Annotated in this window: 20 protein-coding genes; 14 read left to right on the top strand and 6 right to left on the bottom strand. The window is 67.5% G+C overall.

Annotated elements, in window-relative coordinates; genetic code table 11:
- Positions 1-17 precede the first annotated feature (17 nt).
- From AC5P7F_RS07375 to AC5P7F_RS07320, 12 genes are all read left to right on the top strand, one after another.
- On the top strand, positions 18-1,439 hold the full coding sequence (locus AC5P7F_RS07375; RefSeq protein ID WP_014646233.1) for an RNA polymerase factor sigma-54: 1,422 nt from the start codon (positions 18-20) through the stop codon (positions 1,437-1,439).
- A 58-nt stretch (positions 1,440-1,497) separates the two neighbouring features.
- Positions 1,498-1,815, top strand: coding sequence for a ribosome hibernation-promoting factor, HPF/YfiA family (gene hpf, locus AC5P7F_RS07370; protein ID WP_005415556.1), 318 nt, complete (start codon positions 1,498-1,500; stop codon positions 1,813-1,815).
- A gap of 21 nt (positions 1,816-1,836) precedes the next feature.
- Entirely contained in the window at positions 1,837-2,289 is a 453-nt protein-coding gene (locus AC5P7F_RS07365) for a PTS sugar transporter subunit IIA (RefSeq protein WP_032130191.1), read from the top strand.
- Positions 2,286-3,236, top strand: coding sequence for an HPr(Ser) kinase/phosphatase (hprK, locus tag AC5P7F_RS07360; RefSeq protein WP_005408388.1), 951 nt, complete (start codon positions 2,286-2,288; stop codon positions 3,234-3,236). Before AC5P7F_RS07365 ends, hprK begins: the two co-directional genes overlap by 4 nt.
- A gap of 27 nt (positions 3,237-3,263) precedes the next feature.
- A complete protein-coding gene (gene rapZ, locus AC5P7F_RS07355; protein WP_014646231.1) occupies positions 3,264-4,148 on the top strand; it encodes an RNase adapter RapZ in 885 nt (294 codons plus the stop codon).
- A gap of 498 nt (positions 4,149-4,646) precedes the next feature.
- Positions 4,647-5,039: a PTS sugar transporter subunit IIA gene (locus AC5P7F_RS07350; protein WP_032958481.1), complete on the top strand. Its 393-nt coding sequence runs from the start codon at positions 4,647-4,649 to the stop codon at positions 5,037-5,039.
- Positions 5,032-5,301 (top strand): HPr family phosphocarrier protein, encoded by a 270-nt coding sequence (locus tag AC5P7F_RS07345; RefSeq protein ID WP_005408385.1) that lies wholly within the window; start codon positions 5,032-5,034, stop codon positions 5,299-5,301. The genes AC5P7F_RS07350 and AC5P7F_RS07345 overlap by 8 nt, the downstream gene beginning before the upstream one ends.
- Before the next feature lie 2 nt (positions 5,302-5,303).
- A complete protein-coding gene (gene ptsP, locus AC5P7F_RS07340) occupies positions 5,304-7,073 on the top strand; it encodes a phosphoenolpyruvate--protein phosphotransferase (RefSeq protein ID WP_032958484.1) in 1,770 nt (589 codons plus the stop codon).
- A 228-nt stretch (positions 7,074-7,301) separates the two neighbouring features.
- A complete protein-coding gene (mgtE, locus tag AC5P7F_RS07335; protein ID WP_008266103.1) occupies positions 7,302-8,663 on the top strand; it encodes a magnesium transporter in 1,362 nt (453 codons plus the stop codon).
- Positions 8,664-8,769: 106 nt separating this feature from the next.
- On the top strand, positions 8,770-9,036 hold the full coding sequence (locus AC5P7F_RS07330; protein ID WP_032958486.1) for a hypothetical protein: 267 nt from the start codon (positions 8,770-8,772) through the stop codon (positions 9,034-9,036).
- Positions 9,037-9,107: 71 nt separating this feature from the next.
- On the top strand, positions 9,108-9,908 hold the full coding sequence (locus AC5P7F_RS07325) for a carboxylesterase family protein (RefSeq protein ID WP_080469254.1): 801 nt from the start codon (positions 9,108-9,110) through the stop codon (positions 9,906-9,908).
- 171 nt (positions 9,909-10,079) lie between these two features.
- The gene (locus tag AC5P7F_RS07320; protein ID WP_164077236.1) at positions 10,080-10,571 is read left to right on the top strand and encodes an REP-associated tyrosine transposase; all 492 of its coding nucleotides are present in this window, start codon (positions 10,080-10,082) and stop codon (positions 10,569-10,571) included.
- Between the two features lie 92 nt (positions 10,572-10,663).
- Here AC5P7F_RS07320 and AC5P7F_RS07315 read toward each other — a convergent pair whose 3' ends face one another.
- The 3 genes from AC5P7F_RS07315 to AC5P7F_RS07305 are packed head-to-tail and all read right to left on the bottom strand — an operon-like array spanning position 10,664 to position 12,683.
- Positions 10,664-11,614, bottom strand: coding sequence for an aspartate carbamoyltransferase catalytic subunit (locus tag AC5P7F_RS07315; protein WP_014646226.1), 951 nt, complete (start codon positions 11,612-11,614; stop codon positions 10,664-10,666).
- 15 nt (positions 11,615-11,629) lie between these two features.
- A complete protein-coding gene (gene ruvX / locus AC5P7F_RS07310) occupies positions 11,630-12,124 on the bottom strand; it encodes a Holliday junction resolvase RuvX (protein ID WP_046429259.1) in 495 nt (164 codons plus the stop codon).
- Entirely contained in the window at positions 12,117-12,683 is a 567-nt protein-coding gene (locus AC5P7F_RS07305) for a YqgE/AlgH family protein (RefSeq protein ID WP_014646224.1), read from the bottom strand. The genes ruvX and AC5P7F_RS07305 overlap by 8 nt, the downstream gene beginning before the upstream one ends.
- Positions 12,684-12,774: 91 nt before the next feature.
- On the opposite strand from AC5P7F_RS07305, the gene AC5P7F_RS07300 reads away from it, so the two are divergent.
- On the top strand, positions 12,775-14,562 hold the full coding sequence (locus AC5P7F_RS07300; protein ID WP_164077237.1) for a DUF4153 domain-containing protein: 1,788 nt from the start codon (positions 12,775-12,777) through the stop codon (positions 14,560-14,562).
- Entirely contained in the window at positions 14,559-15,104 is a 546-nt protein-coding gene (locus tag AC5P7F_RS07295; RefSeq protein WP_014646222.1) for a DNA-3-methyladenine glycosylase I, read from the top strand. The genes AC5P7F_RS07300 and AC5P7F_RS07295 overlap by 4 nt, the downstream gene beginning before the upstream one ends.
- 60 nt (positions 15,105-15,164) lie before the next feature.
- Here AC5P7F_RS07295 and AC5P7F_RS07290 read toward each other — a convergent pair whose 3' ends face one another.
- The 3 genes from AC5P7F_RS07290 to AC5P7F_RS07280 all read right to left on the bottom strand — a co-directional run bounded on the left by AC5P7F_RS07290 (position 15,165) and on the right by AC5P7F_RS07280 (position 16,722).
- Complete coding sequence (locus AC5P7F_RS07290) at positions 15,165-15,872, bottom strand: YitT family protein (protein WP_014036228.1); 708 nt, start codon at positions 15,870-15,872, stop codon at positions 15,165-15,167.
- Positions 15,873-15,964: 92 nt separating this feature from the next.
- Positions 15,965-16,414 (bottom strand): GNAT family N-acetyltransferase, encoded by a 450-nt coding sequence (locus AC5P7F_RS07285; RefSeq protein ID WP_032958497.1) that lies wholly within the window; start codon positions 16,412-16,414, stop codon positions 15,965-15,967.
- Positions 16,415-16,509: 95 nt separating this feature from the next.
- Positions 16,510-16,722 carry a DUF4287 domain-containing protein gene (locus tag AC5P7F_RS07280; protein WP_014646220.1) on the bottom strand — a complete coding sequence of 71 codons (213 nt, stop codon included), beginning with the start codon at positions 16,720-16,722 and terminating at the stop codon, positions 16,510-16,512.
- Between the last annotated feature and the right edge of the window lie 86 nt (positions 16,723-16,808).

Here is a 16,808-nt window from a genome sequence, read left to right as displayed (position 1 = left end):
TTCCGTTCGGCACAGGCATGAAGACTCGGCTGCAGACATCGTTGGGACAACAGCTGGTGCTCACGCCCCAGCTGCAGCAGGCGATCAAGCTGCTGCAGATGTCCACGACCGAGCTGGAGCTTGAAATCGCCCAGGCCGTGGAGAGCAATCCGCTGCTGGACTGGGCCGACAGCAACGACAGCAGTGCCGCCAATGAGGCCAGCGACAGCACCGATGCCGACGCGCCCGCCGAACGCACCGACAACGGCGACGACTGGGCGCCGGCCGAACTCGACTGGAGTGCCGCCGGCAGTGGTGGCAGCTTCGACGATGACGATGACACCGGCAGTGCCGCCGAGCGCGTGGCGGAAACCGAAACGCTGGCCGACCACCTGCTGTGGCAGCTGCACCTGTCGCATCTTTCCACGCATGACCGCAGCATCGGCGCTGCACTGATCGATGCCCTGGACGACGATGGTTACCTGCGCGAACCGCTGGCCACCATCGCCGAAACCCTGCTGCCGGCGGTCCATGCCGGTGAGGATGAAATCCTCGCGGTGCTGCATCGCATCCAGCGTTTCGACCCGGTCGGCGTTGCCGCGCGCACGCTCGGCGAGTGCCTGCAGCTGCAGCTGGACGTGTTGCCTGCCGACACGCCGGGGCTGGCGCTGGCGCGACAGATTGCCGCAGGCCCGCTGGAACGGCTGCCGCGCAGTGGCGTCTCCGGGCTGGCGCATGAACTGAAACAGCCGCTGGACGAGGTCGAGACGGCGGTCGCGCTGCTGCGCTCGCTGGACCCGCGTCCGGGCACGCAGATCGCGCCGCTGTCGCAGGACACCTATGTGGTGCCCGACGTGGTGGTGTGGCGGCAGAACGGCATCTGGCGCGCAGCGCTGGCGGCCCATGCCGGGCCGAAGGTGGTGATCCACCGTGGCTACGAACAGCTGATCCGCCGCTGTGGCGAGGCCGACGCCGGCTACCTGCGCGGCCAGCTGCAGGAGGCGCGCTGGCTGCTGAAGGGCCTGCAGCAGCGCGGTGAAACCCTGCTGCGGGTGGTGCGCAGCCTGATCCTGCAACAGGCCGGCTTCCTCGAATTCGGCGAGCAGGCGCTGCGCCCGCTGACCCTGCGCGAGATCGCCGCCGAGCTGGGCCTGCACGAATCCACGGTGTCGCGCGCGATCGCCCGCAAGCACGTGCGCACGCCGCGCGGCACCCTGCCGCTGCGCGCCTTCTTCGCCTCGGGCATCGATACCGAAGGCGGTGGCGAGGCGTCCAGCACGGCCATCCAGGCAATGATCCGCCGCCTGATCGACGACGAGAACCCGCGCAAGCCGCTTTCTGACGCCAAGCTGGCTGACCTGCTCAAATCGTCGGGAATTCCAGTAGCGCGACGCACCGTGGCGAAGTATCGTGAAGCCATGAACATTTCCGCCTCGCACGAAAGGGTCAGAATCGCTTGACGCGCCGCCGCGCCCGGCGGAGAGGTTCATTGGCACATCCGAACACAGGAGAAACCCGATGCGCATCGAAACGTTTGGCAAAGACGTCGAAGTCACCCCGGCCCTGCAGTCCTATGTAGAGGAGAAGCTGGCCCGGATCGGAAAACACTTCGACCAGCACTGCGAAGCGCGGGTGACCCTCAAGCTGCAGAAGACCGAACACCACGTCGACGCCAGCCTCAACATTCCGGGGCAGACCCTGCACGCCGAGGCCGGCGGCCAGACCATGTATGCCGCGATCGACCTGCTCGCGGACAAGCTTGACCGCCTGGTCATCAAGCACAAGGAAAAAAAACAGCAGCACGCACCGCTGCCGGTGGGCGACAATGGTGGCTGATCGCCACCGTTCCCCGCAGACATGCCCCTGACTGACCTCCTGGCGGCCGTGCAGACCCAGCTCTGCACGGCCACCGACCGTGACAGCGTCCTGCAGGCCGCCGCCGGGTTGCTGGCCTGCCGCCAGGCCAACGCCGAACAGATCTATCTGAACCTGTGCCAGCGCGAAGCCCTGGGCAGCACCGCGATCGGCCACGGCATCGCCATTCCCCACGGCCGCGCGCCGACCCTGGACCGTCCCCGTGGCGCCCTGCTGCGACTGGCGACCCCGGTCGATTTCGGCGGCGACGAACCGGTGGACCTGGTGTTCGCGATGGCCGTCCCCGCCCACTACACCCACCAGCACCTGATGCTGCTGTCCGAGCTGGCCGAGCTGTTTTCCGCACCGGACATCCGCCAGGCCCTGCGCGAAGCCGGCGATGCCCGGGCGCTGCGCGAGGCGCTGGACATGACCCCACCTGCGAGTGCCGCATGAATACCAGCATCACCGCCCGTGAACTGTTCGAACAGCAGCGCGAGCGGCTGGGGCTGCGCTGGGCCGCTGGCAAATCCGGTGAGAAACGCGAGCTGGAGGCCGGCAACACGGTCTCGCGGCGTCCGTCGCTGGCCGGCTACCTCAATGCGATCTATCCCAACAAGGTGCAGATCCTGGGCACCGAGGAACTGTCCTGGCTGGACGCGCTGGAACCCCGCCAGCGTTGGGAGACCATCGAGAAGATCATGCAGTCGCATCCGCTGGCGCTGGTGCTGACCCGCAACCAGGCGTGCCCGGAAGACCTGCGCGCGGCCGCCGATGAATCCGGTACACCACTGTGGCTGTCGCCCAAGCGCGGCCACGAACTGCTCAACCACCTGTCCTACCACCTGGCGCGCACGCTGGCGCCGCGGGTGATCCTGCATGGCGTGTTCATGGAGATCTATTCCATCGGCGTGCTGATCACCGGTGAGGCCGGGTCGGGCAAGAGCGAGCTGGCGCTGGAGCTGCTAAGCCGCGGCCATCGCCTGGTGGCCGACGATGCGCCCGAATTCACCCAGATCGCCCCGGACGTGCTCGACGGTACCTGCCCCGAACTGCTGCAGGACCTGCTGGAAGTGCGCGGCCTGGGCGTGCTGAATGTGCGCGAGATGTTCGGCGACACGGCTGTAAAGAAGAACAAGTACCTTCGGCTGATCGTCCACCTGACCAAGCCGATGACCGAACCCACCCCGCATGGCTACGAGCGCCTGACCGGCGACTCGGGCACCCGCCATGTGCTGGACCTCGACGTTCCGCTGATCACCCTGCCGGTGATGCCCGGCCGCAACCTGGCCGTGCTGACCGAAGCCGCCACCCGCCTGCACATCCTGCGCACCAAGGGCATTGATCCGGCAGCGATGTTCATCGCCCGCCACAGCAATCTGCTGGAACGGCGAACACCCTGATTCCCCTGCCCCTCGAAGAGCCTGTCCATGAGCACCGCCACCCCCTCCGCCCCGACCCTGATCATCGTCAGCGGCCTGTCCGGCTCGGGTAAATCCGTCGCCCTGAAGACCTTCGAGGATCAGGACTACTACTGCTCGGACAACCTGCCGATCCACCTGCTGCCGGACTTCGTGCGCAGCCTGCTGGCCAACCACGATGGCAGCGCGCCGCGCCGGCTGGCGGTGGGCATCGACGTGCGCGGCCAGGCCGACCTGAGCCAGCTGGGCGACTGGCGGCAGCTGGCCACCGACGCCGGCGTGGAAGTGAAGGTACTGTTCTTCGAGGCCAGCGACGAAACGGTGCTCAAGCGCTATGCCGACACCCGCCGCCGCCATCCGCTGAGCCAGCTGGGCCTGTCATTGCCCGAGGCGATCGCCCGCGAGCGCGAGCTGACCGCGCCATTGCGCCGCGAGGCCGATGCGGTGATCGATACCAGCAACCTCAACGTGCACCAACTGCGGCGGCGGATCATCACCGAGTTCGCGATGGACCATGCCACCGGCCTGTCGCTGCTGTTCGAATCATTCGCCTACAAGCGCGGTGTACCCGCCGAAGCGGACTTCGTGTTCGATGCGCGGGTGCTGCCCAATCCACACTGGGATCCGGACCTGCGTGCGCTCAGCGGCCGCGAACCGGGTGTACGCGACTATCTGGAAGCGCAACCGGACGTGCAGCGCTACCTGGCCCAGCTGATGGATTTCCTCGATACCTGGCTGCCGAAACTGGGTGATGGCACCCGCAGCTACGTGACCGTGGCGTTCGGCTGCACCGGCGGCAAGCACCGCTCGGTGTTCCTGGCCGAGCGCATGGCCCGGCATGCCCGCGAGATGGGCTGGCAGGACGTGGCGACGTACCACCGCGAACAGGATTGAGGGGGGCCGGCCGGGCTGCGCCCGGCACCCGCCGGTAGTGCCGGCCGCTGGCCGGCAACAGCAACAGCAACAGCAAAAGCGGCATTCCGTGGGATGGCGGGGCGGTGTGGGTAGGCAGGACACGCCGTGAACCCCCCTCCGGGGTCCGGCCCAGCCGCTGGCGGCTGGGCGTTCGGGCGCTTGCGAAGCAGTGCTTCGCAAGCAAAGCGCCCTCACCCATGGGGGCTCGATGGCGCCATCCATGGCGCCAACGGTCCTGCCTACCCACACCGCCCCGCCTCTGACAGATTCCGTGCGCTGTTGGTAGGTGTCGACCTTGGTCGACACGATGGATCCACACCATGCGTGGATGAATCGCTGCCAGGCATCGAAAAACGCATGGGGTCGGATCCCTTTTCCAGGGGAAAAGGGCTCTGACCCCGATAACGCTGAATACGGGACACAGTGCCCCTCATCTGCTGCTATCGCCGATTCACCTTGACCTGTTAACGTGCAGTAATGACCTGTGGCATTCTCCTCGTAACACATCCCGGGGTCGGGACCGCCCTGCTTGACGTGGCGACCCGGCTCCTGCGGCAATTGCCGCTGAAAACCGAAGCTTTCGAAGTACCGTTCGACGCAGACATGGACGCCCTGCTCCCGCTCGCCTCGGCCGCCCTGCGGCGGGTCGACAGTGGTGAGGGCGTGCTGATCCTGACCGACCTGTACGGCGCCAGCCCCGCCAACCTTGCAGGGCAGCTGGCCCGGCTGGGGACCCCGGTTCGCCGGGTGTCGGCACTGAGCCTGCCGATGTTGCTGCGGGTGATGAATTATCCGGAACAGGGACTGGATCAACTGCCCGCCACAGCCGCGGCGGGTACCCGTAATGGAGCGATAGTCGACGATGCTTGAACGAGAACTCACCGTCAGCAACCGCCTGGGCCTGCATGCCCGGGCCACCGCCAAGCTGGTGCAGACCCTGGCGCCGTTCCGCTGCAACGTGACCATGGCCGCCAAGGGCCGTGAGATCAACGCCAAGAGCATCATGGGCGTGATGCTGCTGGCCGCCGGCCAGGGCACTCCGGTCACCGTGCGCATCAACGGCGAAGATGAAGCCGCCGCGATGGAGGCGGTGGTCGGCCTGTTCGAACGCCGCTTCGACGAGGACAGCTGAGCGTGCCACGCGCACGCGCCGGCCAGCTCCCTTCCGGCCAACGGCCGGTACAGCTGTTGGCCGGCCATGGCGCGGCGCGCGGAACGGCGATGGGCCGGGCGCGCGTGCGGCTGCCGCATGCACTGGAAGTGGCCGAGCAACGCGTGGCCGCACACCAGGTCGAGGCCGAACTGGCCCGCCTGCACCGTGCGCTGGATGCCGCGCGTACGGAAATGCACGAACTGCGTCAGCGCCTGCATGGCGCACTGAACCAGGAAGTGGGCGAGTTCCTCGACCTGCACGCGTTGCTGCTGGACGACCCCGAGCTGCTGTATGGCCTGGACGAACTGATCCGCAGCGGCCCGTACAGTGCCGGCTACGCGCTGCGCCTGCAGCGTGACCGCCTGGCCAAGGTCTTCGATGGCATGGACGATGCCTACCTGAAGAGCCGCATGGACGATCTCGACCATGTGATCGGCCGCATCCACGCCTTCCTGCAACCCGAACGCCCGCCGGTGATGAAGGGCCTGGCCGGCGAGATCCTGGTCTGCGACAACATCGCCCCATCCGAACTGGCGCAGCTGCAGGCGCAGGGGGTGGTCGGCATCGTCACCGCCGCCGGCAGCGCGCTGTCGCACAGCGCGATCCTGGCGCGCAGCCTGCACCTGCCCCTGATCGTCAATGTGCCGCAACTGCTCAGCCGCGTCGCCGACGGCGACGTGCTGATCATCGACGGTGCCGACGGCAGCATCACCGTCAACCCGCTGGCCGACAACCTGCGTGACTACCGCGCACGCCTGAAGGAACACGCGCGCGAGCAGCGCGAGCTTGGCCGCCTGCGCAGCAAGCCCAGCCGTACCCGCGACCAGGTCGACATTGCCTTGCTGGCCAATGCCGAATCGCTGGAGGACGTCACCCAGGCGCATGCGCTGGGCGCGCAGGGGCTGGGCCTATATCGCACCGAATTCCTGTTCCTGCAGCGCAACGAGCTGCCGGACGAAGAAGAACAGTTCCAGACCTACCGTGATGCCGCACTGGGCATGAGCGGCCGGCCGGTGACCATCCGCACGCTCGACCTGGGTGCGGACAAGGCTGATCGTACCGGCCTGACCCTGAGCAACGAAGAGAACCCGGCACTGGGCCTGCGCGGCGTGCGCCTGTCGCTGGCACGGCCCAAGGTGGCCGACACCCAGCTGCGCGCGATCCTGCGCGCCTCGGCCTACGGCAAGCTGCGCGTGCTGGTGCCGATGGTCAGCACCCGCGAGGAACTGCTGGCGGTGCGCCGGCGCATGCTCAAGCTGAGCGAACAGCTGCGCAGCGAAGGCCATATGGTGTCCGAGCACGTGCCGCTGGGCGCGATGATCGAAGTCCCGGCGGCGGCATTGGCGCTGGAGAGTTTCATCGATCTGGTCGATTTCCTGTCGATCGGCACCAACGACCTGGTGCAGTACCTGCTGGCCGCCGACCGCAACAACGAGGCGCTGGGTGAGTTGTATTCACCGTTGCACCCGGCGGTGCTGCGGCTGTTGCAGATGGTGATCGAGACCGGCGCACGCCACCGCATTCCGGTGGCGGTCTGCGGCGAGATGGCCGGTGATGCGCGGATGACCCCGTTGCTGCTGGCGCTGGGCCTGAGCGAGTTCAGCCTGCATCCCGGTACGTTGCTGGAGGTGCGCCGTGCCATCCGCGAAGCCGATCTGGGTGCGCTGCGCGCCCGTGCCCCGAAGCTGCTGGCCGCGCGCGACCGCCGCGCCATCGAACGCTGGCTGGCGCTGGTGGCCGATACGCCCTGACACCACCCGCTCGCCGGGCATGCACGCCTGGGGTCAGATCCCTTTTCCGCGGGAAAAAGGATCTGGCCCCGTCTCGTTGAAGGCCAAGAGGTTGCCGGCCAGCGGCCGGCACTACCGCCACCCGGCGGCTATGCGTTGAAACATCCCCTTGCGATAATGACGCGCTGAACACCCCTGTTGCCGCATCCTTGCCGGGATCGCGGCTTTTCTTATCCCGCGGGAGCTGCGATGGCTGAAGCTGTACGCCACGACAAGACTGCGCGCCAACTGCGGATGTTGTCCGATGCACTGGACAGCGGCCGGCTGGGCCCGGTACGTCGGCTGGTCAACACCCTGGCCCCGGCCGAGATCGGCAACCTGCTTGAATCGCTGCCGCCGGGCAAGCGCGAGGTGGTGTGGGGCCTGGTTGATCCGGAAGATGACGGCGAGGTGCTGGTCCACGTCGGCGAAGACGTGCGCGAGAGCCTGCTCGCGGACATGGACCCGGACGAGATCATCGCCGCGGTCGAAGACCTGGACATCGACGACCTGGCCGACCTGGTCGAAGACCTGCCCGATACGGTCATCGACGAGGTCCTCAAGTCGATGGACCGCGAGAACCGCGAGCGCCTGGAGCAGGTGCTGTCCTATCCCGAGGACAGCGCCGGCCGCCTGATGAACCCGGACGTGGTGACCGTGCGCGCCGACGTCAATGTCGACGTGGTGCTGCGCTACCTGCGCCTGCGCGGCGAACTGCCGGACCATACCGATCACCTGTTCGTGGTCAGCCGGCGCCATCAGTACCTCGGCCGGGTGTCGCTGGCGGCACTGGTGACCCACGAGGACACCACCCCGATCAACCGCCTGATCGACGACGAGCAGCCGGCCATTGACGTCGGCGAGAGCGACCAGGAGGTCGCCCGCCAGTTCTCCGACCATGACTGGATCTCCGCGCCGGTGGTGGACGACAACAACATCCTGATCGGCCGCATCACCATCGATGACGTGGTCGACATCATCCGTGGCCAGGCCGAGCACCAGGCACTGGGCGCCGCCGGCCTGGACGAGGACGAAGACCTGTTCAGCCCGGTCTGGCGCGCCATGCGCCGGCGCTTGATGTGGCTGTCGGTGAACCTGTGCACCGCCTTCCTGGCCTCCAGCGTGGTCGGCCACTTCGAAGGCACCATCGACAAGCTGGTGGCGCTGGCCGTGCTGATGCCGATCGTGGCGGGCCTGGGCGGCAATGCCGGTACCCAGGTGCTGGCGCTGATGGTGCGCGGCCTGGCACTGGGCCAGGTAGGCGCGTCCAACGCGCGCACGCTGCTGTGGAAGGAGGTGCGGGTCGCCTTGTTGAACGGCGTGATGCTGGGTTCCGTGCTGGGGCTGATCGTGCTGGCCTGGTTCCACTCGCCCGGGCTGTCGGCGGTGATCGCCATCGCGCTGACCTGCAACCTGCTGTTCGCCGCCCTGGCCGGCGTGCTGGTGCCACTGACCCTGAAACGCTTCGGCTTCGACCCGGCGCTGGCCAGCGGCATCTTCCTGACCGCCGTGACCGACTCGATGGGCTTCTTCACCTTCCTCGGCCTGGCCACGCTGGTGCTGCTGCACTGAACCCTGCAGGGTCCGATCCCCGCCGCGCGGAGTTCCGACCCACGCCAAAACCCAGGGTCGGATCTCCCGCTGCGCGGGGCTCTGACCCGTTTCCAACTGGACACCCATGGCCACCACGATCGAAAACTATTTCCAGCCCGGCTGGCGCGACCAGCAGCACACCTGCCCGGCCTGCGAATGGAAGGGCAGCTCGCGTGCCATGGAGATGGAGCTGGACGAGGACGCCACCGAGTACGCCTGCCCGGTCTGCGAGAACCCGCTGCTGGTGGTGCTGCATCCGGACATCGCGCAGGTGCAGGCGGCCGCCGCCGAGGGCAATGCCGAAGCGCAGGAGCAGCTGGACATCATTGCCAGTTTCCCGCGACCGGAGTGACGCGCCGCACGATGCCGCGTTGACCTGCGGCGGGCTAGGATGCAGCTGACCCTGCCGCCCCGGGAAATCCCATGGTCCGATCGATGTCGCGCTGGCTGCCACTGCTGGCCTTTCTGATGATGAGCGGTTGCACTTCGCTGCCGGACAGCGCGCGCGGCCGCTTCGAGGGCCGCGCAGTGAAGGTGGACGGCGAGACCGCCTACTACCAGGTGTTCATTCCGGCCGGCGTTCAGGCCACCGCTCCCACCAGACTCCCGGTCATCCTGTTCCTGCACGGCTCCGGCGAGCGTGGCGGCGACGGTGTCAAGCAGACCCATGCGGGGCTGGGGCCGCACCTGCGCAGGCACGCGGCCGACTTCCCCGCATTGGCCGTATTCCCCCAGGTGCCGGGCCACCAGGAATGGAGCGGGCGCAACAACCGCGTTGCGCTGGCCGCCCTGGACGCCACCATCGCCGAGTTCGGTGCCGATCGCTCACGGCAGTACCTGACCGGGATGTCGATGGGCGGCTATGGGAGCTGGAACATCGCGCTGGATGACCCCGGGCGCTTCGCCGCGATCGTGCCCGTGTGCGGCGCGGTGCTGGCGCCGCGCGCGGTGCGCCCGACCCTGTTCGTCGAGCAGGTCGCCCAGGAAACCGATCCGTATGCGGCCATCGCCCAGCGCCTGAGAGGCACGCCGATCTGGATCTTCCACGGTGCGCTGGATGATGTAGTGCCACCGGACGACGATCGCAGACTGCACGCCGCATTCCGGAGCGCCGCTGCACGCGACGTGCGCTACACCGAGTACCCGGAAGGCAACCACAACGCCTGGGACGCCACCTATGCCGACCCGGCGATGTGGGCATGGCTGTTCGCGCAGAAGCGCTGAACCGCAGCTTCAGTAGTTGCCAACCTTGGTTGGCATTGACTGCCCTGGTAGTTGCCAACCTTGGTTGGCACTGACTGCTCTGGTAGTTGCCAACCTTGGTTGGCACTCGCCTACCTGAAACCAGCCCATTCCCCGATGTTCACTGGAAGCAGGCCCGTCCATGCTTGCTCCATGCAGAACACACGTCTCCTGCTCGGTCGTCGCTCCAGCATCGGCCTCAGCTATATCCTCACCGCCGTCGTCCATGACCGCGCGCCGCTCTTCACCAACGCCGCAGCGGCCGCCTTGGCAGTCCGCGAATTCCAGCGACTGGATCAGGAAGGCTTCACCCGCTCGATTGCGTACGTGGTCATGCCCGACCACATCCACTGGCTGGTCGAACTACGTGCGGGAACGCTGGAAACCGTCATGAAGCGTTTCAAGTCGCGCACAGCCCAGCAGGCAAACCGGTGGCTGGGGCGAGTCGGGCGCTTCTGGCAGGCCTGCTATCACGATCATGCGATCCGCTCTGACGAATCGTTGCACCGGCATGCGATGTACCTGATGGGAAATCCGATCAGGGCCGGGCTGGCGACGCGGCTTGGGCAATATCCCCATGCATGGTGCGAATGGGAGCTTGGGGCTTCGTGTGATCCGCTCGACAACTTGGGCGCGGATGGATAGTGCCAACCAAGGTTGGCATCTACCAGAGCGGTGCGCGGACAAGCCGCGCGGCAAGTGTGTCAACCAAGATTGACACCTACCAGAGCGCGTGGTCAGCCCAGCAGGGTTTCCAGCACGGCCATGCGCACGGCGACGCCGTTGGCGACCTGGCGCAGCACCCACGACTGCGGGCCGTCGGCCACGTCGTCGGTCACTTCCACGCCGCGGTTGATCGGGCCCGGGTGCAGCACCGCGGCATCCTTGCCGGCGCGCGCCAGGCGCTCGCGGGTCAGGCCGTACTGGGCGTGGTACTGCTCCAGCGACGGCACCAGGCCTTCTTCCATGCGCTCGCGCTGCAGGCGCAGCATCATCAGCGCGTCGACGCCTTCCAGCATCGCGTCGAAATCATCGCCGACCACGCAGCCCTTCAGGGTCTCATCGTCCGGCAGCAGCGACTGCGGGCCGCACACGCGGATCTCACCCACGCCCAGCGTGCGCAGCGCATGCAGGTCGGTGCGGGCCACGCGCGAGTGCTTCACGTCGCCGACGATCACCACTTTCATCTTCGAGAAATCCGGGCCCTTGGCCTGGCGCAGGGTCAGCATGTCCAGCAGGCCCTGGGTCGGGTGCGCGCTGCGACCGTCACCGGCGTTGATCAGTGCGGTGCCCTCGCCCGCCGCTTCTGCCAGTGCGGCTACCGCGCCATCCTCCGGGTGGCGCACCACGAAGCCGCGCACGCCCATCGCTTCCAGGTTGCGCAGCGTATCGCAGGCGGTTTCGCCCTTGCGGGTGGACGAGGTCGAGGCATCGAAGTTGAGCACATCGGCGCCCAGGCGCTGCGCGGCCAGCTGGAATGAGCTGCGGGTGCGCGTGGACGGCTCGAAGAACAGCGTGCACACCGCCGAACCGGCCAGCACGTGGCGCTTGTTGCCGACGCGGCCGACTGCGGCATCGCGGATCTGACCTGCCCGGTCAAGCAGCTGCAGCAGGGTCCCGCGCGGCAGGCCCTCCAGGGTCAGCAGGTGGCGCAGGCGTCCGGAGGCATCGATTTGCTGGGCGGTCATGGCGGTGTCGGGCAGTCAGGGAATGGGGGTGGCGTCGTCGGGGGACGACAGCCAGCGGTCGATGATCACCGCCGCGGCCACGGCATCGAGCGCGGCCGCATCACGGCGGCGCTTGCGCCCTTCGGCGCGCTCGACGGCGAAGCGGCGGGCGGCCTCGACCGAGCTGGAACGCTCGTCGATCATCACCACCGGCAGCTTGAAACGTTCCCGCAGCTGGCGGGCGAAGCCCTGCGCGCGCTTGCGGTTGGGTTGGTCCTGGCCGTCCAGGGTCAGCGGGTCGCCGACCACCAGGCCGTCGGGCTTCCATTCCTTGAGCAGGCGTTCGATCGCGGTCCAGTCCGGGCCATTGCCGTGCACATCGACCACCGCCACCGCGCGCGCATGCGCAGCGAAGGCACTGCCGATGGCCACGCCGATCCGCCGCGAGCCGACGTCGAAACCCAGAACGGTGCCGTCACGGCGGATCGCCGGGACAGCAGGAGCCGGTACGGGCGTGGCCGGCTCAGACATGGCCGCTGTAGTCGGTCAGCCGGAACAGGTCCACGCCGATGCGCGAGGCCGCACCCTGCCAGCGCTGCTCCAGCGGCAGCTGGAACACCAGCTCGGCATCGGCCGGCACGGTCAGCCAGCTGTTCTCGGACAGCTCGCTTTCCAGCTGCCCTGCGCCCCAACCGGCACAGCCGAGGGTGACCACGGCATTGGCCGGGCCTTCGCCACGCGCCATCGCTTCAAGGATGTCACGCGAAGTGGTCAGGTACAGGCCGTCACCCACGATCAGGCTGGAATCCCACGCCCGCGCGTCGTCATGGATGACGAAGCCGCGCTCGGGATGCACCGGGCCGCCGTTGAGCACCATGCGCGCCTGCAGGTCGCCGTCACCGGTGGTGATGTCCATCTGGGCAAGCACTTCACCCAGCGTGTACTCGGAAGGCTGGTTGACCAGCACGCCCATCGCCCCGTTCTCGTCGTGCTGGCAGATCAGCGCGACGCTGCGGGCAAAGGTCGCGTCGAGCAGCGACGGCAGCGCGACGAGGAGGTGATCGGCGAGGGAGGTCGGCGTTACAGGCATGGTCCCATTCTACCTGCTGGGGGCGGGATGGTCGCGCAATGGCGGCGAACCGCGATGGGCTAGGATGGTGCTTTGCCATGGAAGGTCATCGATGCAGTCTTCATCGCCCCTGACCCTGCCGGCACGCAGCGCCATCGTCCTGATTGCCCTGCTGCAGGGTCTGATGCTGTATGCCGCGCAGGAACTGTCCGATGCGTGGCCGTTCCGCGATATCGGCTGGCGCTACTGCTGGTACGCCTGGGTGCTGGCCATTCCCAGCGCGGTGGCGCTGAGCCTGGTCGAGCTGGGCCAGCGCCGCCTGTGGCTGCAGGCCGTGCTCGGCTCGGCGGTGGTGCTGGCGCTGGCCGCCTGGATCGGCTGGAACCTCACTGGCGAGACCGCGCTGGAGTCGAGCGCGCTGCAGTTTCCACTGACCCTGGGCATGGCCGTGGCGGTGTTCGTGGTGCTGCCCTGGTGGCAGTTCCAGCTGCAGCACGGGCACTGGCGCGCCAGCTACCCCGAGCTGTTCGAGCGCGCCTGGCAGAACGGTTTGACCCTCGCCCTGGCGGCACTGTTCACCGGGCTCACCTGGCTGCTGCTGTGGCTGTGGGCGGCGCTGTTCCAGCTGCTGGAGGTCACCGTCTTCCGCGACCTGTTCCGCCAGGATGCCTTCATTGCGCTGGCTACCGGCAGCCTGGCCGGGTTCGGCGTGCTGATCGGGCGCACCCAGCACCGCGCGATCCAGATCACCCGCCAGGTGCTGTTCGCGATCTGCCGCGGACTGCTGCCGCTGCTCTCGTTCATCGCCGTATTGTTCGTGCTGAGCCTGCCGCTTACCGGGCTGGAACCGCTGTGGAAGACCCGCTCGGCCGCCAGCCTGCTGCTGGTGCTGTCGCTGTTGCTGGTGACGTTCACCAATGCGGTCTACCAGCAGGGGGACGACACCGCGCCCTACCCCGTCGTGCTGCGCCGTCTGGTTGAAGCCAGCCTGCTGGCGCTGCCGGTCTACGCCGCACTGGCGCTGTACGCACTGGGGCTGCGCGTGGTGCAGTACGGCTGGACCGTGGACCGGTTCTGGGCGGTACTCGTCGCAGTGGCCGTGGCCGGCTATGCCGTGGGCTACGCGCTGGCGGTGCTGCGCCGGCAGCGCCGCTGGTTGCAGATGCTGGAGCCGGTCAACCGCTGGATGTGCTGGGCGGTGCTGGCACTGGCATTGCTGGGCAACTCGCCGCTGCTGGACCCGGTGCGGCTGACCCTGTCCAGCCAGCTGGCGCGCCTGCGTGCCGACCCGCCCGCGATCACCAGCAGTGACGTCAACGTGCTGCGCTTCGATCTTGGCCACCGCGGCGTGCGGGCGCTGCGCGAGCTGCAGCGTGATCCAGCCATCACCGCCGATGCCAACGCGCCACAGGTGATCGCTGCCGCGCTGGCACGTACCTCGCGCTGGGATGACGGCCAGCGCCTCGACAAGGGGCCGCAGGACGTCGTCGCCCTGCAGCGCGCGTTGAAGCTGGCCAAGGGATCCAGCTCGCCACCGGACGACTGGTGGCAGGCACTGGCCACGCGCGCGATCGATGGCGAATCCTGCGCCCAGAGCGAGCGCGACTGCCTGATCGTGCATCGCGACCTCGACGGCGATGGTACCGGCGAAGTGCTGCTGTGCGAGCTGTACACCATCCGTGGGCCGGACTGCGTGCTGTACGCACGTGGCAGGGACACCCACTGGCGCCGGGCCGGTTCGCTGTTCGGCACCGCCAGCGGCCAGGCCGAGGCGATCAACCAGGCGCTGCGTGATGGCAAACTCACTCTTGAACCGCCGCGCTGGCCGATGCTGTCCATTGGTGGGCGCCCCGCAGTGGCCATCGATCCCGAACCCGAATCCAGCGAGTCTTCCCCATGAGCGGCTACTGCCTCATCGCCCCGGGCCATCCGGTGCACGACTACTACCACGCCAACGAGTACGGCTTCCCGCAGCGTGACGAGGGCGAACTGTTCGAGCGGCTGGTGCTGGAAATCAACCAGGCCGGGCTGAGCTGGGAGACGATCCTGAAAAAGCGCGAGGGCTTCCGCGCGGCCTATGACGGCTTCGATGTCGACCGCGTGGCGGCCTATGCCGAGCAGGACATCGAGCGCCTGCTATCGGACGCGGGCATCATCCGCAACCGGCTGAAGGTACTGGCCGCCATCCACAACGCGCAGGTGATCCAGCAGCTGCGGGCCAGTCATGGCAGCTTCGCGGCGTGGCTGGATGCGCATCACCCGCGCAGCAAGGCCGACTGGGTGAAGCTGTTCAAGAAGACCTTCCGCTTCACCGGTGGCGAGATCACCGGCGAGTTCCTGATGAGCCTGGGCTACCTGCCCGGCGCGCACGCCGAGGATTGCCCGGTGCATGCGCGGCTGCTGACGCTGTCGCCGCCGTGGTTGCAGGCCGCCGCCCGCTGAGGGATCTCCGCGCGTGGATGCCGGTAGTGCCGGCCGCTGGCCGGCAACCCCGTTGAACGGTCACACGCCCATGTAACGGCCGGGGCGGTGGTTGAACATCAGCACCAGGCTGAGCACCACCGCGCCGATGGCCGAGTACAGCACCTTCGATGGCGACAGCACGAAGAACGCGGCCACCATCAGGCAGGCGTCGTAGGACATCTGCACCTTGCCGGCGCTCCAGCCTCGGGTGCGCTGCAGGTACACCGCCAGGATGCCGATGCCGCCAAGGCTGGCGCGGTGTCGGATGAAGAACAGGATGCCGAGGCCGGACAAGGCACCACCGACGATCGCCGAATACAGCGGGTTGATGTGCGAGAAGTCGATCCAGCGCGGCAGCAGGTCGGTCAGCACGCCACAGGCGGTGACCGCAGCGAAGGTCTTCAGGGTGAATTCCCAGCCCATGCGCCGCAGCGCCACCCAGTAGAACGGCAGGTTGACCAGCACGAACACCAGGCCGAAGTTCCAGCCCATCGCGTAGTGCAGCAGGAAGGCCATGCCCGCCATGCCGCCGATCATCAGCCCGCCCTTGGCGAAGATGGCCAGGCCCAGCGAGGCCACCATCGTGGCCAGCACCATGCCCTGCACGTCCTCGGCGATCGAGTGACGCAACGCTTTCTCGTCGGCGGTGGTGCCGGCGCTGTCGGGCGGCGGGGTCAGCGGACCGGCGGTGACCAGGTGGCCGTCAGCGTCGTCGCACGGCGCGGGGCCATGGGAAGGAAGGGACATGCGGGTGGGGAACAGCGGGTGGGGAGCGGTATTAGACACGATCTGCATGACAGTTGCAGATGAAATCGTTCAGTCAGATTCGCCCATTCAGGTTATCCCGGGACCGCTACAGGCAGCACGGCCAGCATGTCCTCTCCGTCGTCGTCCATCCCGGTCTCGACGAACCCGAAGCTGCCGTAGAAGGCGCCGGCCACCGGATTGCGCGGGTTGTAGCAGATCTCGATCTCGGCCAGACCGGGCGTGGCCCGGATCTGCGCCAGCGCGAGTTCCAGCGCGCGTCGACCGATGCCACGGCCCTGCCAGTGTTGATCGACCATGAAGCGCCAGATCGACATCCGCTGCGGCGTCTCCGGCACCCACATGAAGAACCCGACCAGCTCGCCATCGGCCTGGATGGCGCGGGTCTGGTAGCCGGGATGAAACGCCGCCTGCACCAGCGACCAGGTATTGCTGGCCACGAAGCCCTGCTGCGCATCGCTGACGTCGAGGTCGCACACCGCTTCGTAGTTGTCGGGGGTGATCGCTTCCAGCGTGACCTGCATGCGGGCGTCCTGCCTGGGGATGGACGCCCAGTCTGCCCGCCCCTGCATCCGGTGGAGCAAGGCCGCCGACAACCGTTCAGCGCGGGGGTGCCTGCTCAGCCCTTGCCGGCCAGATGGTGAGCCACCAGTGCGTTGGCATGGCCATGGCCCAAGCCATGTTCACTCTTCAGGAAGCTGACCAGTTCCATGTGTTTCAGGCCCTTCTTCCCGGCCAGCAACCCGAACCAGTGCGCCACCGGCTGCCCGTAGGTCTTCTCGATGGAGGGGAAATACGAGGCCGGGCCTTTCGGCTTGGTGTCAGTGCTCATGTGCAGCTCCCGTTGAAGTCATTCATTCGACGAACCACAGACGCAGAAATCGACACACCCAAACGTCCGACCCCGCCTCGCCCGAC

It is taken from the genome of Stenotrophomonas sp. YJH_SMC_105-26 (assembly GCF_059368915.1).
This window is presented reverse-complemented; position numbering and strand designations above follow the sequence as displayed.

What these genes read in the sequence shown, in the direction of transcription:
- rapZ (WP_014646231.1), top strand. Translation starts at nt 3,264, where the DNA reads ATGAGCACCGCCACCCCCTCCGCCCCGACCCTGATCATCGTCAGCGGC.
- hprK (WP_005408388.1), top strand. Translation starts at nt 2,286, where the DNA reads ATGAATACCAGCATCACCGCCCGTGAACTGTTCGAACAGCAGCGCGAG.
- AC5P7F_RS07285 (WP_032958497.1), bottom strand. Translation starts at nt 16,414, where the DNA reads ATGCAGGTCACGCTGGAAGCGATCACCCCCGACAACTACGAAGCGGTG.
- AC5P7F_RS07330 (WP_032958486.1), top strand. Translation starts at nt 8,770, where the DNA reads ATGGCCACCACGATCGAAAACTATTTCCAGCCCGGCTGGCGCGACCAG.
- AC5P7F_RS07345 (WP_005408385.1), top strand. Translation starts at nt 5,032, where the DNA reads ATGCTTGAACGAGAACTCACCGTCAGCAACCGCCTGGGCCTGCATGCC.
- AC5P7F_RS07320 (WP_164077236.1), top strand. Translation starts at nt 10,080, where the DNA reads ATGCAGAACACACGTCTCCTGCTCGGTCGTCGCTCCAGCATCGGCCTC.
- AC5P7F_RS07350 (WP_032958481.1), top strand. Translation starts at nt 4,647, where the DNA reads ATGACCTGTGGCATTCTCCTCGTAACACATCCCGGGGTCGGGACCGCC.
- AC5P7F_RS07295 (WP_014646222.1), top strand. Translation starts at nt 14,559, where the DNA reads ATGAGCGGCTACTGCCTCATCGCCCCGGGCCATCCGGTGCACGACTAC.
- AC5P7F_RS07305 (WP_014646224.1), bottom strand. Translation starts at nt 12,683, where the DNA reads ATGCCTGTAACGCCGACCTCCCTCGCCGATCACCTCCTCGTCGCGCTG.
- AC5P7F_RS07280 (WP_014646220.1), bottom strand. Translation starts at nt 16,722, where the DNA reads ATGAGCACTGACACCAAGCCGAAAGGCCCGGCCTCGTATTTCCCCTCC.
- AC5P7F_RS07375 (WP_014646233.1), top strand. Translation starts at nt 18, where the DNA reads ATGAAGACTCGGCTGCAGACATCGTTGGGACAACAGCTGGTGCTCACG.
- ruvX (WP_046429259.1), bottom strand. Translation starts at nt 12,124, where the DNA reads ATGTCTGAGCCGGCCACGCCCGTACCGGCTCCTGCTGTCCCGGCGATC.
- hpf (WP_005415556.1), top strand. Translation starts at nt 1,498, where the DNA reads ATGCGCATCGAAACGTTTGGCAAAGACGTCGAAGTCACCCCGGCCCTG.
- AC5P7F_RS07290 (WP_014036228.1), bottom strand. Translation starts at nt 15,872, where the DNA reads ATGTCCCTTCCTTCCCATGGCCCCGCGCCGTGCGACGACGCTGACGGC.
- AC5P7F_RS07315 (WP_014646226.1), bottom strand. Translation starts at nt 11,614, where the DNA reads ATGACCGCCCAGCAAATCGATGCCTCCGGACGCCTGCGCCACCTGCTG.
- AC5P7F_RS07365 (WP_032130191.1), top strand. Translation starts at nt 1,837, where the DNA reads ATGCCCCTGACTGACCTCCTGGCGGCCGTGCAGACCCAGCTCTGCACG.
- AC5P7F_RS07325 (WP_080469254.1), top strand. Translation starts at nt 9,108, where the DNA reads ATGGTCCGATCGATGTCGCGCTGGCTGCCACTGCTGGCCTTTCTGATG.
- AC5P7F_RS07300 (WP_164077237.1), top strand. Translation starts at nt 12,775, where the DNA reads ATGCAGTCTTCATCGCCCCTGACCCTGCCGGCACGCAGCGCCATCGTC.
- mgtE (WP_008266103.1), top strand. Translation starts at nt 7,302, where the DNA reads ATGGCTGAAGCTGTACGCCACGACAAGACTGCGCGCCAACTGCGGATG.